The sequence below is a fragment of the Gilvibacter sp. SZ-19 genome (assembly GCF_002163875.1).
Classification (GTDB): Bacteria; Bacteroidota; Bacteroidia; order Flavobacteriales; family Flavobacteriaceae; genus Gilvibacter.
In genome coordinates, this window is the sequence record NZ_CP019333.1 from 1069204 (window position 1) to 1090241 (window position 21038).

14 protein-coding genes are annotated in these 21038 nt (G+C 43.0%); 9 read left to right on the forward strand and 5 right to left on the reverse strand.

Annotated elements, in window-relative coordinates; translation table 11 throughout:
* Positions 1–40 precede the first annotated feature (40 nt).
* On the forward strand, positions 41–1564 hold the full coding sequence (locus tag BTO09_RS04895) for a sodium/proline symporter (protein ID WP_087523702.1): 1524 nt from the start codon (positions 41–43) through the stop codon (positions 1562–1564).
* Here BTO09_RS04895 and mscL read toward each other — a convergent pair.
* Positions 1561–2013, reverse strand: coding sequence for a large conductance mechanosensitive channel protein MscL (mscL, locus tag BTO09_RS04900; RefSeq protein ID WP_087523703.1), 453 nt, complete (start codon positions 2011–2013; stop codon positions 1561–1563). The genes BTO09_RS04895 and mscL overlap by 4 nt on opposite strands.
* Before the next feature lie 939 nt (positions 2014–2952).
* Here mscL and BTO09_RS04905 point away from each other — a divergent pair.
* Entirely contained in the window at positions 2953–3918 is a 966-nt protein-coding gene (locus BTO09_RS04905) for a YpdA family putative bacillithiol disulfide reductase (protein WP_087523704.1), read from the forward strand.
* A 247-nt stretch (positions 3919–4165) separates the two neighbouring features.
* On the opposite strand, the gene BTO09_RS04910 is transcribed toward BTO09_RS04905, so the two are convergent.
* From BTO09_RS04910 to BTO09_RS04920, 3 genes are read right to left on the reverse strand one after another with little or no spacing between them, the layout of a single operon-like run.
* A complete protein-coding gene (locus BTO09_RS04910; RefSeq protein WP_087523705.1) occupies positions 4166–5665 on the reverse strand; it encodes an ATP-binding protein in 1500 nt (499 codons plus the stop codon).
* A gap of 8 nt (positions 5666–5673) precedes the next feature.
* Positions 5674–6939, reverse strand: coding sequence for a DNA methyltransferase (locus BTO09_RS04915; RefSeq protein ID WP_087523706.1), 1266 nt, complete (start codon positions 6937–6939; stop codon positions 5674–5676).
* Positions 6936–9191, reverse strand: coding sequence for a hypothetical protein (locus tag BTO09_RS04920; protein WP_087523707.1), 2256 nt, complete (start codon positions 9189–9191; stop codon positions 6936–6938). Before BTO09_RS04920 ends, BTO09_RS04915 begins: the two co-directional genes overlap by 4 nt.
* Positions 9192–9862: 671 nt before the next feature.
* Between BTO09_RS04920 and BTO09_RS04930 the strand changes: the two genes are divergently transcribed.
* The 7 genes from BTO09_RS04930 (at position 9863) to fdhF (ending at position 18617) form a co-directional block, all read left to right on the forward strand.
* On the forward strand, positions 9863–10147 hold the full coding sequence (locus BTO09_RS04930; RefSeq protein WP_087523709.1) for a hypothetical protein: 285 nt from the start codon (positions 9863–9865) through the stop codon (positions 10145–10147).
* 476 nt (positions 10148–10623) lie between these two features.
* Positions 10624–10962, forward strand: coding sequence for a winged helix-turn-helix domain-containing protein (locus BTO09_RS04935; protein WP_087523710.1), 339 nt, complete (start codon positions 10624–10626; stop codon positions 10960–10962).
* Positions 10963–11535, forward strand: coding sequence for a molybdenum cofactor guanylyltransferase (locus BTO09_RS04940; RefSeq protein WP_087523711.1), 573 nt, complete (start codon positions 10963–10965; stop codon positions 11533–11535). It begins immediately after the preceding gene.
* Between the two features lie 101 nt (positions 11536–11636).
* Positions 11637–13304, forward strand: a complete 1668-nt coding sequence (locus tag BTO09_RS04945) for a formate--tetrahydrofolate ligase (protein WP_087523712.1) — start codon at positions 11637–11639, stop codon at positions 13302–13304.
* 93 nt (positions 13305–13397) lie between these two features.
* Positions 13398–14225, forward strand: a complete 828-nt coding sequence (gene fdhD, locus BTO09_RS04950; RefSeq protein WP_087523713.1) for a formate dehydrogenase accessory sulfurtransferase FdhD — start codon at positions 13398–13400, stop codon at positions 14223–14225.
* Between the two features lie 3 nt (positions 14226–14228).
* Positions 14229–15881 carry an NADH-ubiquinone oxidoreductase-F iron-sulfur binding region domain-containing protein gene (locus tag BTO09_RS04955; RefSeq protein ID WP_087523714.1) on the forward strand — a complete coding sequence of 551 codons (1653 nt, stop codon included), beginning with the start codon at positions 14229–14231 and terminating at the stop codon, positions 15879–15881.
* Between the two features lie 3 nt (positions 15882–15884).
* Positions 15885–18617: a formate dehydrogenase subunit alpha gene (fdhF, locus tag BTO09_RS04960; protein ID WP_087523715.1), complete on the forward strand. Its 2733-nt coding sequence runs from the start codon at positions 15885–15887 to the stop codon at positions 18615–18617.
* Positions 18618–18646: 29 nt separating this feature from the next.
* Here fdhF and BTO09_RS04965 read toward each other — a convergent pair whose 3' ends face one another.
* The gene (locus BTO09_RS04965; RefSeq protein WP_087523716.1) at positions 18647–20908 is read right to left on the reverse strand and encodes a S41 family peptidase; all 2262 of its coding nucleotides are present in this window, start codon (positions 20906–20908) and stop codon (positions 18647–18649) included.
* Positions 20909–21038: the final 130 nt, after the last annotated feature.

Sequence of the window (21038 nt, forward strand, 5' to 3'; positions counted from 1 at the left end):
ATTTTAAAATGTCTAACTTCATCCGGAGCAAACCACCCCTATGGAAAACACCACCATTATTCTTGTAGTCATGATCGTATATATGCTCCTGCTCATTGGCTGGGGCTTGTATCAAGGTCGGAAGGTTAAAACGGCAAGCGACTTTGCCATAGCAGGCCGCAAGCTGCCGGGTTGGGTGGCTGCCTTGTCAGAAAGAGCTACAGGAGAATCCTCATGGGCGCTCTTGGGCTTACCGGGGGCTGCTTACGCCACCGGGCTTATGGAAGTATGGACAGCCATTGGCTGTGTAGTTGGGATCATAGTGGCCTGGGTGGTCATTGCCAAACGCTTGCAAAAAGAGGCCGATAAATACCAGGCAGATACCTTTACGGGTTACATTGCTAAACGCCATGGCGATGCCGCTAAATGGATCCGTTTGGTGGGGAGTGCGACCATAGTTTTCTTTTTCTTTTTCTACGTAGGCGCGCAGTTCTTAGGCGGTGGAAAAACGCTCAATACCCTTTTTGAAATAGACCGCAGTTGGGCCATGCTTTTGGTGGTCTTGCTGGTAGTTCCTTATACTATTTACGGCGGATTCCGTTCGGTTACCTATACCGATGTGATCCAGTCTGTACTCATGATCGTGACCCTGATCATAACCCCAATAGCTGGTTTTTTGTATTTAAAGGGGTTTACTGCGGATGTGAACTATGCACATTCCGTAGGCGAGGCTTTAGAAAAAGCCGGCCCCGAATACAGCACCATGATGGGCGGCGCTGTGGTGGATCCCGAGAGTGCTTTGGGCAAGGTGCTAATGGATTGGTTTCCTAATGCCCCAGACATGGTGGCCGGCTTGGGCAGCGGCATCATGATCGCGGTGGCCTTTAGCTGGTTCTTTGGCTACTTGGGCGGACAACCGCAATTGAGCATGCGTTTTATGGCGATCCGTTCTGAAAAAGAAGCTAAAATTGCCCGCAACATAGGCGTTATTTGGACGGTGATCGCTTACACAGGCGCCCTTTATATCGGTTGGTTGGGCATTGCCATTTTTGGCCCCAACGGTTTGGCAGATCAAGAGACGGTTATGCCTCGGGTATTGACCACCATATTCCCGCCGGTGGTATCGGGAATTCTCATTACCGGCGTCTTGGCAGCTATTATCTCTACCGCCAATTCACTGCTTATCCTCTCTGCAACAGAACTCTCAGAGAACCTTATCAAACCGCTGTCTAAAAATAAATCCGAAGCAAAATCGCTACTGCAATCCAGAGTCATTACCGCAGCGCTTTCTGTCATTGCTTTATTGATCGCCTTTGTGACACCCAGCGACCTTATTTACAGTATAGTCGGTTATGTTTGGGCCGGAATTGGGTCTACCTTTTCTGTGGTTATATTGCTTACGCTCTTTTACAAGCCCTTTCACGGCAAGGCCGCCTTGGCCACTATGATCGCAGGTCTATTTTTCACCTTGTTTTGGATAGGCTCTGGTTTAGATGCGGTGGTCTCTTCGCGCATCATGACCTTTGTAGTGGCCCTAACCGTTGCGCTACTCACCACCAAACTGCTTAAACCCACTAAGGCTTAATCTTTTTTGGCCATCTTTTCTAGCAAGCTGATCTGCTTGTCCATTTTCTGAACCATGGCATCTAGGAGCTGAATGTTCTTTGGAGTGATCTCTGTTTGGTCTTTCGGGTCTTCCGATCGGTTTCTGATACGGTTCATCACCTTAACCACCAAAAAGACTGTAAAGCCTATGATCAGAAAATCTACCGAAGCTTCTATGAATTTACCGTAACCAATGGCTATCTCTTCCGGATAAGTGATTCCGTCTGCCGTTACGGCCTCCCGAATGACCCATTTTTTGTTGGTCCAATTAACTCCGTCGGTTAAAAAAGAAAGTGGCGGCAGAAAGATCTCTTTAACCAATACGTCTACTACTTTGTTAAAGGCTGTTCCTATGATCACCCCTATGGCGATGTCTATCATATTGCCTTTTACAGCGAATTCTTTGAATTCTGAAAATAATTTTCTCATTGTTTTTTGCTGCGGATTTGAATTGCGTTGTGATTGCAAATTACGGATATGATTTTTACATGACTCTGTCGAAGTCTCATTTTTAAATGGACTCTTATAAAGTCGCGATTCCTGTTGCAACTGAGATTTTGATTGCAGCTTAACCCGCCCCTTCACCGTCTGTAATGAGCAAAGATCGGTCTGGTTATCGCGGTGAGTACCGCGTACCTTTTATTTTTCTTTTTATTCGATACTTTTTTCTTGACTTTTTCTATATGTCCTTTTTACCATTGCCTCTTTCTTGCCTTTTTACATGTCCTTTTTACCATTGCCGTAAAAAGGACCAAAAAGGTCTAGCGACGCTCTTTCGTCTCTAAAATCTACGCCAACCCCAGCCACAGATGTGTGGAGTACTCTCTCGGCTGCGCCTCGCCCCGATTCCACACATCTTTTATCCAACCGCTGCTGGCTTGATTTTCACGAAACTCAGTCGAAGTCGCGTTTATAAACGGATTTATATAAGGTCGCGATTCCCGTTGCAACTGAGATTTTGAATGCGATTAAACCCGCCGCCTGCCCTGGTAAAACGAGGTTTGTTCGGTTCGATGTCGCAGAATGGCCGCAGCGCGGCCTGCGACTCAGAAAAACCGAGTGGTTTAGCGCTTCAGTGCTAAATTACCTCTCAAGGCGGCTAGACTTTTTTGCATACTTTTTTTGGCGATGAAAAAAAGTATGAAAAACAGGTACAAGGACCTGTCCTTGAAATAAAAGATTGCTTTTAAATGTCATCTCGATACATTGCTGAACGATGTTTCATAGAAACCAAACATCCAGTGGATGTTTGAGTGAAGCACCTGCGCTAGCAGCAGGCCGATTCTATGTCACCACTCGATGACCGTAAAAGTTCAGTTGCCATGGGCGCGACATTTTTTGACATAATGATTCGTAAATTTGTGAAAGATGGAAAAATTCGATGTTCTTATAATTGGAGGAGGCCCAATAGGCATAGCTTGCGCCATAGAAGCGCAAAAGAAAAACCTGAAATACACCATAATAGAAAAGGGCTGTATTGTAAATTCGCTTTACAATTACCCAGAAGGGATGAGCTTTTTTTCCACCTCAGAGAAGTTAGAAATAGACGGCATTCCTTTTATTTCTAAGAACGCCAAACCCCTTAAGGCCGAGGCCTTAGAATACTACCGCCGCATAGTGACCAGCCGTGATCTACGCATGCAACTCTTTGAGAAGGTTACGGAAGTAAAACGCCTCAACCCAGGCTTTGAAGTGCATACCTCAAAGGGCGCTTATTTGGCAGACAATATAGTGGTGGCCATTGGTTTTTACGACCTGCCCAATTTGCTCAACGTCCCTGGGGAAGAGCTTCCCAAGGTGGCCCACTATTACAACAACCCGCATTTCTATGCCCGCCAAGAAGTGGCCGTTGTGGGGGCGAGCAATTCTGCCGTAGACGCAGCACTAGAAATTTACCGCAAAGGTGGCAACGTGACCATGATAGTGCGCGGAGACGACATAGGTGAACGTGTAAAATATTGGGTGCGCCCAGACATAATAAACCGCATTGCCGAAGGCAGTATTAAGGCCCATTACAACACCAACATTACCGAGATCTTAGAAGACCGCATTAAACTCCGCGGCCCAGAAGGAGATTTTGAACTGCCCAACGACTATGTGCTAGCCCTAACCGGCTACCAACCCAACTTTGCCTTTTTAGAAAACCTGGGCGTAGAACTCTCTAAAGACGCCTTGCGCAAACCCATTTATAACGAAGCCACTATGGAATCTAATCAGCCCGGCGTATACCTAGCCGGCGTAGTTTGTGGCGGCATGAAAACCAACGAGTGGTTTATTGAGAATTCGAGGGTTCATGCGGGGATGATAGCTGAGAGCATAGCTCTCAGGAAATAACTTTTTTATATGATACTTTTTCGTGTAGGAATAATTTTATATCACAGCACAACCCAATTTGATTAGGCACCATCTGCTTCTTTTTATATATGGAGTTGAATACTGTTTTTTTGTTCATTTTTACTGTATTAACGAATTTAGTCTTTCAAGCTTAGACACTATGTCCAAGCTTATGTCCAAGTTTAACAATATTTACTTTAATAACTATATTTGCTTGGACATTAAGATGAAGTTTATGTCCAAGATCCTAAACTTTAGCAACATATTTATAATTAGGTGAAGTAGTTGGTTCTCCATTATCTTCAATAAGATTTAAATCTCTCATTTTAGCCAGATGTCTTTGAGCCTTTTTATATCCATAATCAAAATGATTAGCATATTGTCTCGTACTAACTTCTCCTTCAACTCTAATCCAATCTAGACCTTTTATTTCTTCATCATTTAATTCAGAAAGACCAGGAGTATCATCGATTCTTTTTAGAGCTTCATTACTTCTAGGAAAAGTGAAAATCATATAAGGCTCTTCATATTCAACTAATGGCAGAGGAATATCAAATTTTTCAGGAAGTTCCTTAATAGTTGAAAAACCTAAACCTCTTTGTTCAACCAACTCTAATTGATCAAAAACATACATAATTTTAGGATTTCTGCTTAAGGAAGGAGCGCTGAATTGTTTTATCTGTTCGATTTTTAATGGTTTTACAGGTTCACCAGGACTTTTAATAATTATGGCATCATCATTAATCTCAAAATAAATTGGAGCACCTTCAATGTCATAATCACGATGAACGATTGCATTAATAACAGCTTCTCTAAAAACCACTAAAGGATAATCATAAATTGTTCTGCGCTTTGCGCTTGACCTATCAATTTGCTTTCCTATTCGTGATTCATACCAACTTTGAATTTTGTCTACTTGCTCAATTAAAGAACCTTCAATAGTCTCAATATCCTCTCCTCTTCCTTCAGTTTTATACGTAGCTCTAATTAAAGCGTTAGCATAAGTATATTGGGGTTTGGTGCCAAATAACAATAAACCTAAACCAGTAGGTTGATACTGGTTCTCTGCTTGCTTAATTAATCCTAATTGTTTAAATATTCGATAAAATTTCGATGTGCCATATTCAGCGTCAATTTTAGCTTTTTGAATAAAGTATTCAATTTGATTTTTATCTAAATCATCAAGATTGGCATTTGGTTCAAGTTCCTCTTTAGTTGAAAGGACCTTTTCAATTTTTTCACTTTTGGCTGTTTTAGCTCTGTCTTCAGCTTCCTCAATAAACTGCTTGTTAGCTATACGTATTTGTTTTTGTAAGTCAGAAGGAAACATTTCAACTTCAATCCCATTTTCAATTAGATAATTAATACCTTTTCTATCTACTTTTGGGTCTGGGTCTTCAATGCCAACATATACTTTCTTTATTCTTGCGTTTACAATTCGTTCAGCACAACCTAATTTAGGATGATTACGTGCACCTGGAGCACAAGGTTCTAATGTTGCAAACAAAACAGAGCCATTCAGGGGAATGGCTCTGTTCTTACGTTCTAGCAAAGTGAATTCTGCGTGGTCACCTTCTCGAAGCTCTCCTCTAGATGCAGTTTCTACTGAACCATCAGGTTTTATTAGAACTGCTCCAACTTTTGGGCTTACTTTATCATCTCGAGGTTCTTGAATAGAGTCATTCATTACCTTAATGGCAAGCTCCATATATTCTCTTGAACTTTTTTTGTTTTCTTTTTTTGCCATTTACTCAATTACGTTTCATTAATTAAACTACCCATAAAATGTCTTGTGCTTTCTTGAATGAGTTTATAGGTCAAAACAGATTTACCGTTTATTCTGTTGTTGTTTTCAAAAGGATTGATATCAGATAAAATAACAATTCTATCAGTTGCGGTAGCCTTTCCTCTAGTTTCTCCCCAAATTCTTGTTGTTTTATCTACTCCTTCAATGTAATCTGAAAAAACCCAGACATTTTTAAATAACTTATTCTCCTTTACCATCAATGAAAAGTCTCTAGCAAGCGGTATTACACTGTTCTTGGATCTTGCTACATCTCCAATAACAAATACGGCTACACCATCTGGTTTTAGCATTTTCTTGAATTCAAAAAGTGTTTTTTTCGAGAATTGAACCCATTGATTAATGTTTAAGTCGTCATCTAGTTTTTCAGAAATTTCTATTGGGTCAGAATCCAAAAACCAAGAACGTATCCAATTTTGTTTTGCATAATTGACGATGCCTAAATATGGGGGAGATGTCAATATTAAATCTACCTTACCTATATGTTTTTTAAGCTTCTCTGATTTGGAAATTTCTTTGGCATCACATTCTAGAATGTAAGATTCTTTTTTCGGAGATTTATGCTTACTAAATACACGCTCAACTTTTTCTTTGAGAATATCGAAAACATTTCGCTTAACTCTATTTAGTTCTTTAGTTTGAACAAATCGTCTGACATACTCTGGTGACATACTAAAAGTATTTGGCATACTTATGGACAAATATCCAGAAGTGCCATCTTTGCGCTCTCCTCCATGCATAATTCCTAATATTGCCCCGATCAAAAACTCATCGATAGCATTTTTTGATATTAGTAGAGTATCTTTGAGGTAACATAATTGAGCGAGAGTAGCTTGATGAAAAATCAAATGAATTTCGTCAGATTCAGATTGAGCCTCGGGTAAATAAAGAGCGTAGTCATAATCACTTTCAAGTTCATTAATTCTTTCAATAATATCCTTTTTATTCAGTTTGTGACTCTTTGCCTTACATAAAGCAAGTGCTATTGGGTTCAAGTCTGAACCTATTGAATTCCTATTTAAAAGCCGACTCTCTAAAATGGTTGTTCCTCTTCCAGAAAATGGATCGAAAACCAAGTCATTTTCATCAGTGAAATATTTTATGAAATATTTTGCAAGTGAAGGCGGGAAAGCTCCTAGATATGAACAAAGAGCATGTAAAGGGTCTGAATCACTTTTATCAGCCCAAGGTGTTACATGAATTTTTTCTCCTGTCATTTTTCAGATGATTCTAATTCGACACTTTCGATTATAATAGATTCGAAAAAGTCGTTTATCATTCCACAAACTGTTTCACTCGCATTCCTTAATTCCGATTCCTTAATTATTTCATAAGAATCTGATGGAATTTCTTCATCATCTTCAGATAATAATTTTTCGGGATTGTTTTTATCTAGTACAAAAGCGTGAAAGGAAATATGTTCTAAATATTTGTTCTTAATATTTTGGACAGCTGCATCATTTTTTCTTTGGGCACGTTCTACAAGTTTTTGGAGATTTTTATTTTCCTCAGATACATAAATAACAACTTCATCTTTGTCACTAATTACGCTTGCAACACTATGTTCATTCCAATGGTTTTCTTCGAAAAATGGATGATCTTGACCAATAAAATCAACTCGGATGTTTGGAGATTTATTTTTTCCATTGTTGCCATTTCCAGAATCTTCAGGTCTGTCCACAATTTTAATTTCAATTGAAGATGAAATTGACTTTTGCCCTATTGGCCGCAAATCAAGAGTTATTTCACCTTTATCATCAATTTCGGCATCTTCATTGGTTTTAAAATATGCAATTCCATAACCATTATTTACACGAGCAGTCCCAGTATAGGAACCAATAGATTGTGGGTCAATAAATGCTGCAAAAGTTTCTGCTTTTGCAAAATAGTTAGGATGAGCGTCAGTTTTAAATTTTATTGAGAATGATTTATTCGCATAAACTTCCTTTGGGGAAGGTGTTGTTATTTCAAAAAAAGTTGGAGGGTCCTCAAATGGAATCTCAGGTAGTTTTTTCGTCGGCGAACTTTCCCCAATAGTAGATGTTGTCACCGATGTTCCGCTACCTGAACTTTGCAAAAAAGTGTTAATCCTTCGAGCTAACCTTTTCTTTAAACTATCAAGCACCTGCGTATCATCTTTTGTAAAATACCTTTGTTTTCGATCTTGGTTTAGTTGTTGTAACTTATCATCTTCTTTCAACGTTTCAATCGTCAGTTTCCTTAACTCTTCAACTATTGCAGTATCTTTTAATGATTCACGAGTGCTACTAAATAGTTGTCTTTTTGAATCATTATCCAAATAATCAGTTTCAATATGTACGATTAAATATCTATCTAAATAAGGTAACTTTAAATCGTTTTTGATTAAGCCATTGCCTAATGTCCCTTGTTTCTGTCCATTATGCGTTATGATGATTGGTTTAGATACACTTGCATAATGCTTTATTCTTTCTCTTGGGTCTTTCCCAAGAGTATTTAAAACCCACCAATAAATGGTAACCTTTCCAGTTTTGAAGGTTAAAGTAACTTGGTTATGATATTCTCGATTTTCATTGTGTGTTAATAACCTATTGTTTCCCGTAACAGTTCTATTTACAGGTTTATCTTTACGACAATCTGAAATTGTAAAAGGAATAATTGGGTCGAACATGTAGTTATGAGCTAAATACCATAAGCCTCTTTGTGGCGCTGTCATACTACCGCTATATTTACCCAAATCCATTAACACGTGTCGTACCAGAGTACCAGGTTCAAATGTATTGTCGTCAATTTCAATTGTAAATGGTTGACCTGTAGTTTTATCTAACATATACTCATACCATTCGTGCTTATCCTTGTCGATATCACCAGGATTAATTCGAACAATTGTGAAAGCTATTTTACTTTTTTTACGGTCATCGCTTTTAAAATGTGGTTTGGAAATGATAATTGTGTAGTTGTTATAAGCTAAAGCTGTTGAGCCACCTTGTCCAAAAGCACCCATTAAATGAAGCTTGCCAATCTTATTACTTCCATTTAAATCCAAAATAGTTTTGGAGAATTCTTCTGGCTCAAGACCAATTCCTTTATCACGAATTTCAACAGTTGGTTTGGAGTCTTTTCCTGAATTGAATAATGAGACTTTAACTTTATCAGAAAGCTCTTCAATTTTCTTATCTCGTCCCGATATTATTGAGGAAATTTTACCGTCTTCTATATTGAACCAGTTTTCAACAGCTTTACGAGGCGAACGAAAACCTTCAGGTTTACCTTGAATTTTCCATTCTTTTTCTAAAATAGCATCAATTGCGTTAGTTATCCTTTCAGTAACACCAGCCGCTGGGTCTGTTCCAATGTTTATTGTGGCAAGATTATTTCTACGTTTACCAACATTTTCCCATAGTATTTTATTCGCTCCAATTTTTTTAATCACATTAGTAACTTCTTTCGGAGTATAAGCAGTTATAAGATCTTTAAATATTTCGTCCATATTAGAAATTGAATGATTCTGTGTTGCTTTTTAGATTCTTCCTGTAAAGAGTCTCCATTGTTTTTACTTCGTCTTTTATCGCCTTGATCATCTTATTTATGTCATCTTCATTGTATTCATAATTGTTTAAATTTGAACACTTTGATAGGCTTCGTAGACCTTTAAGTATATTGTCTACTCTACGCGACGCAACTCTCTTAAAACGGTCTTTTTTTAGTTCAGAATTTTCCATTATTTGATTTTCTGATATTATATGTGTAAAAATACAATAATATAGTCTATATTTTAATAAATATGTGCACTTTTTAACAATGGTGAAATGAAACATCTATTGATTTGTACTCCGCGAGAAAAATAATATATGCTAGTGTAGTTGCTTCGCGTTTATTTGGTTTCGAAAAAATCATCGGTTTTTACCAAACCAAAAAACTCCCCACCCTCAAATCGTCTAGATTCAAGGAATGGGGAGTTTCTTGTCTTAGTCTAAATATAGCAATTAAAGTGTGTATTTATGAATTTGTAGTAAAGTTTAGCTTTTTGGTAGGTTTTTCTTTGTGGGATTCCGTAATCATTAGACCGTTTAATGACATCTCGATCTCCTTATCGCGGTGAGGACCGCGTACCCTTTTCTTTTTCTTTTTGTACGATACTTTTTTCTTGACTTTTTCTGTATGTCCTTTTTACCATTGCCTCTTTCTTGCCACTTTTTGCTTGACAAAAAAGTGGCCAAAAAGTCAAGTCGCTTGAAATGGCATTTAGTGCCTTGTGGCACTAAACCCTTCGGTTTTTCTGAGTCGCGCGCTGCTCTGCAGCTAATGCGCGATCTCGCACCGAACAAACCTCAGTTGCCATGGGCGCGACATTTTATTTTCAATTCTATTGTTATCGGAAAGACTAAACCAAATAATGCGACTCCGAACGAGGATTTAGAAAAACAAGCTGGCAGGGCCGGATAAGAGCTGTGTGGAACAGCAGCGAGGCGTAGCCGAGTGCGAGCTCCACACAGCTGTGGCTGAGGGCAGCGTAGTTTTTCAAATTGGAGTGAGCGTCGCTAGACCTTTTGGTCACTTTTGCGGCAATGGGAAAAGTTGCGAAGTGATGTTTTGAAAAAACCAAAAGCCCGGTGGGCTTTTGAACGAAGCAGCCGCGTAAGCGGAAGGCAATCTCTTAAATGTCATCTCGATACAATTTCCGCTTCGCGAAAATCACTCGATGTCCGTAAGGCAATAAAAAAAGAAAATACATTTTAAGAAAAAAGAAAGCTGCAGACTTCTCTGCAGCTTTCCATGCTTACTATAACCAAATACATGAGACTGTATTCTATTATGGTTCAAAGATGAAGCTAATGGCCGCAAGGCAGGTAAACTCTTATCAAGCTTATCGTTTTTACAAATCTTTACTCCAAATGAGCAGAATTCCCGACCTTTAAAACATGAGCTTAGAAATTAAATCCCGCATTTGGATAGAAAAAGACGGGCAAACCCTTTTGGGGCAAGGCCGAGTGCAACTCTTAACCGCCATAGCAGAAACCGGGTCGCTCTCTGCAGCAGCTAAAAGTATCTCCATGTCTTATAAAAAGGCCTGGCGTTTATTGGACGAGATGAACTCCGCAGCAAGCACGCCACTGGTCATAACCGCCGTAGGCGGAAAAGACGGTGGGGGCGCCCAACTCACAGACGCTGGCCAACAAATGATAACGGCCTTTAACGATATCTGCAGCCAATGCGAAGCGCTCTTTGCAAAGCTCGCCACCAAACTTCCGCAACACTAAATGAGAAACCTGAACGGCATAATACTTTGTGGGGGTCACAGCAAACGCATGGGGGCAGACAAGGGCCTGCTTAAACTCGGACAGCACAGTTTTATTGAGCATCTGGCCCAGAGCATGGCGCCTTTTTGCGATAAGATTTTTCTCTGCGGAAGCAAACCGGCCTATGCCGATCTTGGCCTAGAAGTGATTGCCGATCTTGTTCCAGATTCTGGTGCTTTAGGCGGCTTGTATTCCGGGCTGATGCATACCAGCACCAATTGGAATCTGGTACTGAGTTGCGATGCTCCTTTGGTAGATGCAGCCATTATTAAAACGCTTATAGAGTCCATAGATCCGCAGCAAAAAGTGGTACACGCCATAACCGAAAAAGATGCCCACCCATTAATAGGTTGCTACCACAAGGACTGTGCAGAAGGTTTTAAAAAAGCCATAGACAGCGGAAATTTAAAGCTGCAACCCGCCGTGCAAAAATGCAAGCCCAAACGGGTGGAATTCCATCCGCCGCAGGCTAAAAAACTCCTCAATATCAATACCCCAGAAGACTACCAAGAACTACTGAAGCTTTACTCCTAGCGGAAGTTGGGGTATTTGCATATAAAAATTTGCTATCTTCATAAGCTACAAGGGCGGAATCGTTCCCCAAACTTGTAGCATCTGAACTAACTAAACAGCACATGACCGATCTTGACATTGCCAAGCAATGTACGCTACAACACATTAGCGACATTGCCGGAAAGTTGGGCCTGAGTCCCGACGACATTGAACTCTACGGCAAGCACAAAGCCAAACTGCCACACAGCATTATCAACCCCGACAAAGCAGCGCAAAGCAAGCTGATCTTGGTGACCGCTATCTCGCCTACACCAGCAGGAGAAGGTAAGACCACCATGTCTATTGGACTTTCAGAAGGCCTGCACCAAATTGGCAAAAAAGCCATAGTGGTGCTGCGCGAACCGAGTTTGGGTCCTGTATTTGGGATCAAAGGTGGAGCCACCGGAGGTGGATATTCGCAAGTGCTCCCTATGGAAGACATCAACCTGCATTTTACGGGCGATTTTGCCGCCATAGAAAAGGCGCACAACCTTTTGGCAGCGGTAATAGACAACAACATTCAAAGCAAGACCAACTCTTTGGGTATCGATGCCCGCACTGTGGTTTGGAAGCGCGTTATGGACATGAACGACCGTTCGCTACGCAACATCGTGATCGGTTTAGGTGGACCTACCTCTGGTGTTCCGCGCGAGACTGGTTTTGATATCACCGCGGCTTCAGAGATCATGGCGATCTTGTGTCTGGCTAACGATATGGAAGACCTCAAGCGTCGTTTGGGGAATATCTTTGTGGGCTACACTTTTACCAAGGAACCCATTTACGCCCGCGATTTAAAAGTCCAAGGTGCCATGGCGGCCCTGCTTAAAGAAGCAGTAAAGCCTAATTTGGTGCAAACCATAGAAGGCAATCCGGCAATTATTCACGGCGGACCATTTGCCAATATCGCACAAGGGACCAATTCGGTGCTGGCTACTAAAATGGGCATGTCTTTGGCAGATTATACGGTGACCGAAGCTGGTTTTGGTGCCGATCTGGGTGCAGAGAAGTTCTTGGACATCAAATGTCAAAGCGCAGGAATATCGCCCAAGGCTGTGGTTATTACTACGACCATTCGCGCGTTGAAGTATCACGGCGGAGCCGATCTGAAAAACCTGACCGAAGAGAACGTAGACGCCCTTAAGAACGGGCTACCGAACTTAGAAAAACACTTGGAGAACGTGATGCAGTTTGGCATTACACCAATCATTTCTATAAACCGTTTTGTGTCCGATAGCGAGGCGGAGATTGCTTGCATCAAAGAATTTGCAGCAGTGAAGAACGTCCGCGTTTCTTTGGCGGAAGTTTGGGCCAAAGGCGGTAAAGGTGCCATGGATCTGGCCCAGCAAGTGGTAGATATCATAGAAGAGAACGAGGCCAAATTCACGCCTATGTACAGCTGGGATATGCCAGTTATGGATAAGATCAAAGCCATTGCTACCAAGATCTACGGAGCTGCAGATGTAGAATACGCTGCCAAAGCCAAAAAGAACCTGCGTACCATAGCAGATCTAGGACTAGAAGGCTTACCTGTCTGTATTGCCAAAACGCAAAAGTCGCTTTCTGACGATCCGAAACAAATTGGGCGCCCAAGTGGCTTTACGTTAACGGTCCGTGAGATCGAGATAGCCGCTGGTGCTGGTTTCTTAGTACCAATTACCGGAGACATGATGCGTATGCCAGGCTTACCGGCGCATCCGGCCTCAGAGAATATAGACATAGACAACGAAGGCAACATCAGTGGGCTGTTTTAACATCCCAGTGAAAGTAATACACCCGAGCAGATTTCGAAAAACACGTATATTTAGTAAACGTTTGATTCACTGCGTTTTAGTAGACAATTAAAAATGGCAACCCGTAACTATCAAGGCAAGAAATTTGACAGCCAGCGCTCCGAGCGCGTGGTCGATGCATTGACGGTAGAAGAAGCTTTGCAGATCAACATCAATGGCAAGCCTTTTACCCTGTCCATGCGAACGCCTGGTGACGACAAAGCCCTTGTACGCGGCATGCTGCACAGCGAGGCTGTGATAAACGATACGAACTTTCATCCGAAGCTCGTTTTGCACAAAGAGAACGAGGACGGGATAGTAACGGTGGTAGATCTGGAAATTCCAGAAGATAAATTGGGCGCCGGCTATTCGAATTCGCGTTCGCTCTTGTCTGTTTCTTCTTGCGGTATTTGCGGGAAGACCGAACTTTCTGAACAAGGCTTTTTGGGCAAGACCTTAGACGAACCCATCACTTTTGATGGCCCTGCCTTTAGCGCCATGTTTGCTAAAATGAATCAGCAGCAGTTTGACTTTAAACAATCTGGAGGCACTCATGCTGCCGCTGCCTTTGATGCCGATGGTGAACTTTTGGTTGCTGCGGAAGATATAGGGCGGCACAATGCCGTAGATAAGGTGATTGGGCACTTATTACAGCAAGACCAACTCAAAGCGGCCAAAGCCATGACGGTGAGCGGCCGTATCTCTTACGAGATCAGTATAAAAGCATTTAAAGCCGGAATCCCTTTTTTGGCGGCTGTTTCGGCACCCTCTTCTTTGGCGGTAGACTATGCCAAGGAGCTGGGCATAACCCTTATGGGATTCTGCCGCGACGGGCGTGCGACTTGTTATTCGCATCCGCAGCGTATAAAAAACAACCCACTAAACAAAATTAAAGCGAGTTAACTCATGTCAGAAAATTTAAGTGAACTTTTAGGTCGAAAAGGCCTGCAGGAAAACCTCTTTGACAAGCTGGGAAATTTGGCACAACCTGCCGGAACTCCAGACGAAGAGGCCTTGGCCCTTTTGGCCAGCGAATTCCTGATCGGTAAAGCCAATACCTACGGCACCGCCACCTTTTACGATTTTCTGAAACCCGAAAACAAGGGCAAACAAGTTTATGTCTGTAATGGTACGGCTTGCGAATGCGCGGGAACTCAGCCTGGAGTTATTAAAGAACTTAAAAAGCAATTTACCGACGACCAAATTGGGCATATGTGCTGTTTGGGTCGGTGTCATGAGAATTCGGCCTTTCATTACAAGGGTCACAATTACTCCGGAGGAGCTATAGATGCCTTGCAGCAAATAGTGAAAGGCGAAGAAAAGCACCACAGCGATAAGTATAATGTAGCGGCGAGTCACCATCCGATATTAACTGCAGCTTTTACCGATGTAGACACCTATTACGAGCCTTGGTTGGCTGTTCTAGGGCAAGATTCTGCGGATGTATTAGAGGAAATAAAGACCTCCAATGTTCGCGGACGTGGTGGAGCCGGATTCCCTATGGGGCTCAAATTAGAGTTTTGCCGCAATGCAGAAGGTCCGGTAAAGTTCATTATCTGCAACGCAGACGAAGGCGATCCTGGGGCTTACTCGGACCGTTACCTTTTAGAAGAGCAGCCGCATTCGGTACTTTTTGGTATGTTGGTGAGCGGTTATGTGACCGGAGCCAATCACGGGATCTTATACATCCGTGCGGAATATCCGGAAGCTGTAGAGATAGTTCAACAAGCCATCGACGCTCTAAAAGATCGAGGCCTTGTGGGTAGTAATATTGGTAACTCCGGATTCGATTTTGAATTTAAGATCATTCAGGCGCAGGGTTCTTATATCTGCGGAGAGGAAACTGCCCTGATCAATTCTATAGAAGGACAACGCCCGGAAGTTCGCGTGCGTCCTCCCTATCCTGCCCAACGCGGGCTCTTTAATCGCCCAACGGTGGTGAACAATGTGGAGACCTTGGCAGCTTTACACTATATCATTTCCGAAGGTGGCGAAGCCTGGAAGGCCATAGGAACCGAAAACTCTTCCGGCACCAAACTGGTTTGTCTAGACAGTTACTTCAACAAACCCGGCATGTACGAGGTGGTTATGGGAACGCCTATGAAAACTGTTATAGAAGACTTAGGCGGCGGTTTTAAAGAAGCTGTGAAAGCCGTGCAGATAGGCGGGCCTTTGGGTGGTGTTGTGCCGGTTGAAAAACTCAATGAGCTCACCTTAGATTTCGAATCTTTTAAAGAAAATGGTTTCCTATTGGGGCATGCTTCTGTGGTGAGTATCCCAGAAGACTACCCCATGATCAAATACATTGAGCATCTTTTTGATTTTGCCTCCTACGAGAGTTGCGGGAAGTGCTTTCCGTGCCGTTTAGGCACCAAACGTGGCCACGAATTGGCCTCCAAAGCCATTCAAGGCAGAGAGACCATAGATCGCGAACTGTTTCAAGACCTATTGACCACTTTGGAACAAGGGTCCCTTTGTGCCCATGGTGGTGGTATCCCGCTGCCTATCCGCAACATTGTGCACTACTTTGATGACGAACTAAAAAATTACTTCAGTTAAGCCATGAAGACAGCCTATATAAACGATATCGCCTACACTTTTGAGCCTGGAGAAACCATGCTTTCATTTGTGCGTAGGCATAAAGACGATAACCTGGTCCCCACACTTTGCGATGCGCCGAATTTAGATCCTTTTGGTGCCTGCCGTGTTTGTTCGGTAGAGGTCGCTTTAGAAGAAGGTGGTCCGGTAAAGACCATGGCCTCTTGTCATACTCCGGTGAGCGAAGGGCAATACATTTACACCTCAACCCCAAGTGTTCAGAAGCTGAGAAAGAACATCATTGAGCTGGTCTTGACCGATCACCCGCTAGATTGTTTGACCTGTGAGGTCAACGGGAATTGCGAGCTGCAAACCGTGGCTGCCCAAGTTGGGATACGCGATGTGCGTTATCCGTCTGGAGACAATCACTTGCATAAGACTAAAGATCTGAGTCATCCGTATATGACTTCGGATTTTAGCAAGTGTATCAACTGCTACCGCTGTGTTCGTGCCTGCGACGAGGTTCAGGGAGAGTTTGTTTTGAGCATGGCCGGACGTGGATTCGATGCCCATATCATTAAAGGTTTAGATCAGAGTTTTATGGATTCTGACTGTGTGAGTTGCGGTGCTTGTTCGCAGGCCTGCCCTACTTCAGCAATCTCTGATGTGTTCCAATCTAAAGCAATACAAGCCACAGAAACCACCCGTACTGTTTGTACCTATTGCGGAGTAGGATGTAATTTAGATGTGGCGACCAACTCCGGAGAGATCCTGAGTATTACTGCGCCTTATGATGCCGAGGTGAATCAAGGACACACCTGTTTAAAAGGGCGATTTGCGTTTAAGTTCTACGACCATCCGGAGCGATTAGACTCCCCGATGATAAAGCGCAATGGGGAATTTGAAAAAGTAAGCTGGGACGAAGCCTACACCTATATCGCAGATAAATTCACCCACTATAAAAACACTTATGGGCCAGACAGTATGGCCGGGATTTCGTCTTCTCGTTGTACCAACGAGGAGAATTACTTGATGCAGAAGTTCTTTAGGGCAGTGCTGCAAACCAACAATATTGACGGTTGCGCTCGCGTGTGCCACTCGCCTACCGCTTTGGGAATGCAACGCACCTTTGGAACCGGAGCTGCCACCAATTCCATTGAAGATCTGAAATACACCAATTGCATTATGGTCATTGGGGCCAACCCCACAGACGCCCACCCGGTAACCGGGGCCAAGCTCAAGCAGTTTGCCATGAAGCAAGATAATGTCACTATTGTGATCGATCCGCGTAGAACGGAAATTGCGCGTTATGCCGACCACCATTTGGCACTGAGGCCAGGAACCAACGTGGCTGTGCTCAATATGATGATGTACTATATCATAGATGAAGGTTTGGTCGATGAAAGCTTTATTAAGAACCGTACCGAGGGCTATGAAGACTTTATCAAAGAGCTTATGGCTATCGATATTGACAAGCTAGAAGCTGTTTCTGGGGTGCCGAGAGAGCAGGTAAAAGCGGCTGCAATTGCATATGCGACTGCGCCCAACGCCATGTCTTTTCACGGCTTAGGAGTTACCGAACATTCGCAAGGAACCTTTACGGTAATGCAAATTGCCGATCTGGCCATGCTTACTGGAAATATCGGGCGTCGAGGCGTAGGTGTTAATCCCTTGCGCGGGCAAAACAATGTACAGGGAAGCGCGGACATGGGCGTGCAACCCCATCAAGGTGCGGGTTATTTAGACGTGACCAATCCGGAGATCAATAAACGCTACAACGAATTTTACGGCTCTGAACTGCCGCTACATATTGGGTATAAGATCCCAGAGATGTTCGATGCTGCTTTAGATGGCAAACTCAAAGCCATTTGGATCATAGGAGAAGATGTGGTACAGACCGATCCGAACACCCAAAAGGTGATCAAAGCGCTAAATGCGACAGATCTTGTAATTGTGCAAGAACTCTTTATGACCGAAACAGCCAAACAAGCCGATGTGATCTTGCCGGGCTCCTCTTTCTTAGAAAAGAGCGGAACCTTTACCAACGGAGAACGTCGTGTGCAAGCGGTGCGTCAAGTGGTAAAACCTATTGAGGGCACCAAACCGGACGGGCAGATCATAGTAGATATTATGAACCGCATGGGATATAGCCAACCCGATTATACGCCAGATGGCATGTTGGAAGAGATCTCGCAGATCGTGCCTTTCTTTGCCGGGATAAAATGGGAACGTTTGGGTCAGAATGGCCTGCAGTGGCCAGTTGCTCCAGATGGCACAGACACCCAGATCTTACACGAACAAGAGTTTAAACGTGGACTGGGCTATTTTGAATTTCATCCGTGGGAAGAAACCCAAGAGATCACTCAGCATGGAAAAGACTTCCCCTATATTTTGACCACCAATCGTGAATTGGAACACTACAATTGTGGTGCGATGACCAGACGAACGGCCAACGAGCAGATCTTAAAAAGCGATTATTTGATGATCAATCCTGCGGATGCTGAAAGTCATTTGATCAACGATGGCGATTTTGTCTGTATTGAATCGCCCCGAGGAAAAGTAGATGTAAAGGCTCGCATTACCGACGAGGTAAAACCGGGAATCTTGAGTACCACCTTCCACTTTCCAGATATCATGATCAACAACATCACCGGAGACGTGCACGATTCCGAAGCCATGTGCCCGGAATACAAAGTGGTCGCCGTACGGATCAGAAAATCGAAAGGAAAATTTAAATCCCTATTGCAAGACAAATAAAAAAAGCGCCCACATGGGCGCTTTTCATTTTACTTTTCTGCTATGATCTCTAAAGCCTTCTCCAAAAATTCGTCACGTCCTTCTTGAACGCCTTTGACTGTTTTGGTAACAAAGACATCGGGTTGAACTCCAACGGCATGATGTTGATCTCCATTGTGTTTTAATACCCGCATTCCTGTCCAAGTAATGGTAATGCCTCCCGGCAATCGGGATCGGTTCACATTCCCATTAGCTCCGGCCGTAGGTTGGCCAACAATGGTAGCTAGCTTGTAAGCCTTTATAAAGCCCATATAACTCTCGGCATAACTAATAGCGCTACCATCAATTAAAAAGACCACCTTTTTATCGCCCAAATAGGGCTTTTTAGTTGGCATATTCCAACCGCTGGCTCTAAACTCCCGATCTTTTTGGTCTGGATACATATACTCTGGAATAAACATCCATTGGTTGGAATCTTTCTCGCTGAGTAGATGAGAAATAAGATCGTGGTTGCCTTTAGGATAACCTCTTAAGTCGAAAACTAACCCACTTGCCTTTTCTAATTCAGGCATTAAGGCGTTGATACTGTCCATAGGCATTACATCTAGATTCACGTAATAAGAGTCTTTACCGAGTTTCTTATGCGCTACTTTTTCTGGTTTGTAGCGATCCCAATTGCGGAACATATCTACAGTTCTACTAACTGTAATACTGCGGCCGTCTTGAAGTTCTAAGGCCATGTTGCTGTCTTGTTCCCCCAACATGGTCTCCGATTTGGCCCTGTAGTCGCGCCAACCCTTAGTACCCGCCGAAATGCCCTTGTATACCGAGGCCAAAAGTTCTGAGGTTTTTACGCCGTCTACAGCAGTGACCACATCGCCTACTTGTAGTGGTAAATTGGTGTCGAATACTTGCGTTACCACCAGCTGCCCTTCTACTACTTCCCAAGCAAATTCCGGAGCATAACTAGCGCTGTCTTTAGAGGAGAAAACGCGAACGTGTCCGTCCTTAAGAAAAGCAGTAAACTCTTTAATTGTCTGTAAGTGGTCCTTTTCGGTCTTATCGCTAAATGATTTACGCACTGCAGCAGAAAAGGCTGCGTTCCAATCGACTCCGGTTTGGTCAAAATACGGAAAGAAATGCTGAAAGATATTGTAGGTATTCACCACATTACCCATGCGGGTTTCGAGCTTAGTAGCATCGACCGGAATGGCTTTAACTGCCGCATTGAGCGCAGCCAAAGCCTCGGTATCACCAGCCGGAGTAGTGTTTCTGTCCTTGTCCAAACAAACGGTAAGCGGCACCCTTACAACGATATCCTGTCCGATCTGTGCGGTGTAACTTTCGGCTCGCTTGAGGCTGGCCGAAAAAATACTACGGCCTTTGACCATAGTCTGTTCTGAGCTCCCACTAATTACAACAGCCTGCTTGCCATCGGTCAAATCTGTGGTGCTCAGATCGAAATTAAAACTGTTTCCATAGGTAGACCATTTGTTGTTCTGCCCGCTAGTATCGTCTATCGTCTTGCTTTCAAAAGAACCATTGTGCAGCTCGTAAGCTGTCCAAGGAGCGTCTTCCGTATCTCTGATAAATAGCTTGAAATCGTCCACAGCGATGCTCCCGCCACCTATTAAAAGACTCCCTAAGATCAATCGCTCGGGTTCCTCACCCAATTGGCCTTCTATGCTGTAGGTATCCCACTGCGTAGCAGTTACCGCGCGACCACTCATATTGTCAAAGAAACCCATACCACCACTCTGGGTGTCTTCCCTGAGCCATAAACGACCTTCTCCAGGGTTTCCGGCTATAGCTTTAACACTTGCACTAAGCTTTACATATTTACCAGCCAGATCTTTCGCATCTATAGAGGTCATTAGATTAGCAAAGTCGTTCCCCTTTGTCTGAGATATCATATTGGCCCCTACTCGAGTACTTTGATAGAGGTCGCCGCCAGAAGTAGCATCCAGACCGAGACCCAAATGCTGCCAATAGGTATACTTGCAATTCTGCTTTACAGGTTCCAACAAAGATTCGGAACTCGCTAATTGTATTGTCGGAGCAATAGGTACAAAGAGTCTGGTCAAAGTAGCGTTTAGTGCTTTTTGATCTTTGCATTGCAGTACTTGTTGGGCTCCGTATATGGCGAATTTGTCCCAATCCATAGCGTAGGCTTCGTCTGTTGGGTGGAAGTATTTGACATAACCGTAGAGCTTGGCAAAGGTTTCTAGATTGGTTTGTTGTTGCTGCTGAGTTTGTGCAATACTGCTTGCCGTAAAGGCGAGCAGCAAGAGGTTGAGTAGTGCCTTTTTCATAGTTGATGTAGAATGATTTTTTTAAAGATTGTAAAAAAAATTAATGCCTCCTCGGGCTTTAGGCAAGCTTTAACGAAAGATTGAGAGGTTTTGTTAAAACGCCTCAGCTCGTTTTTGGCACTAAAAAACC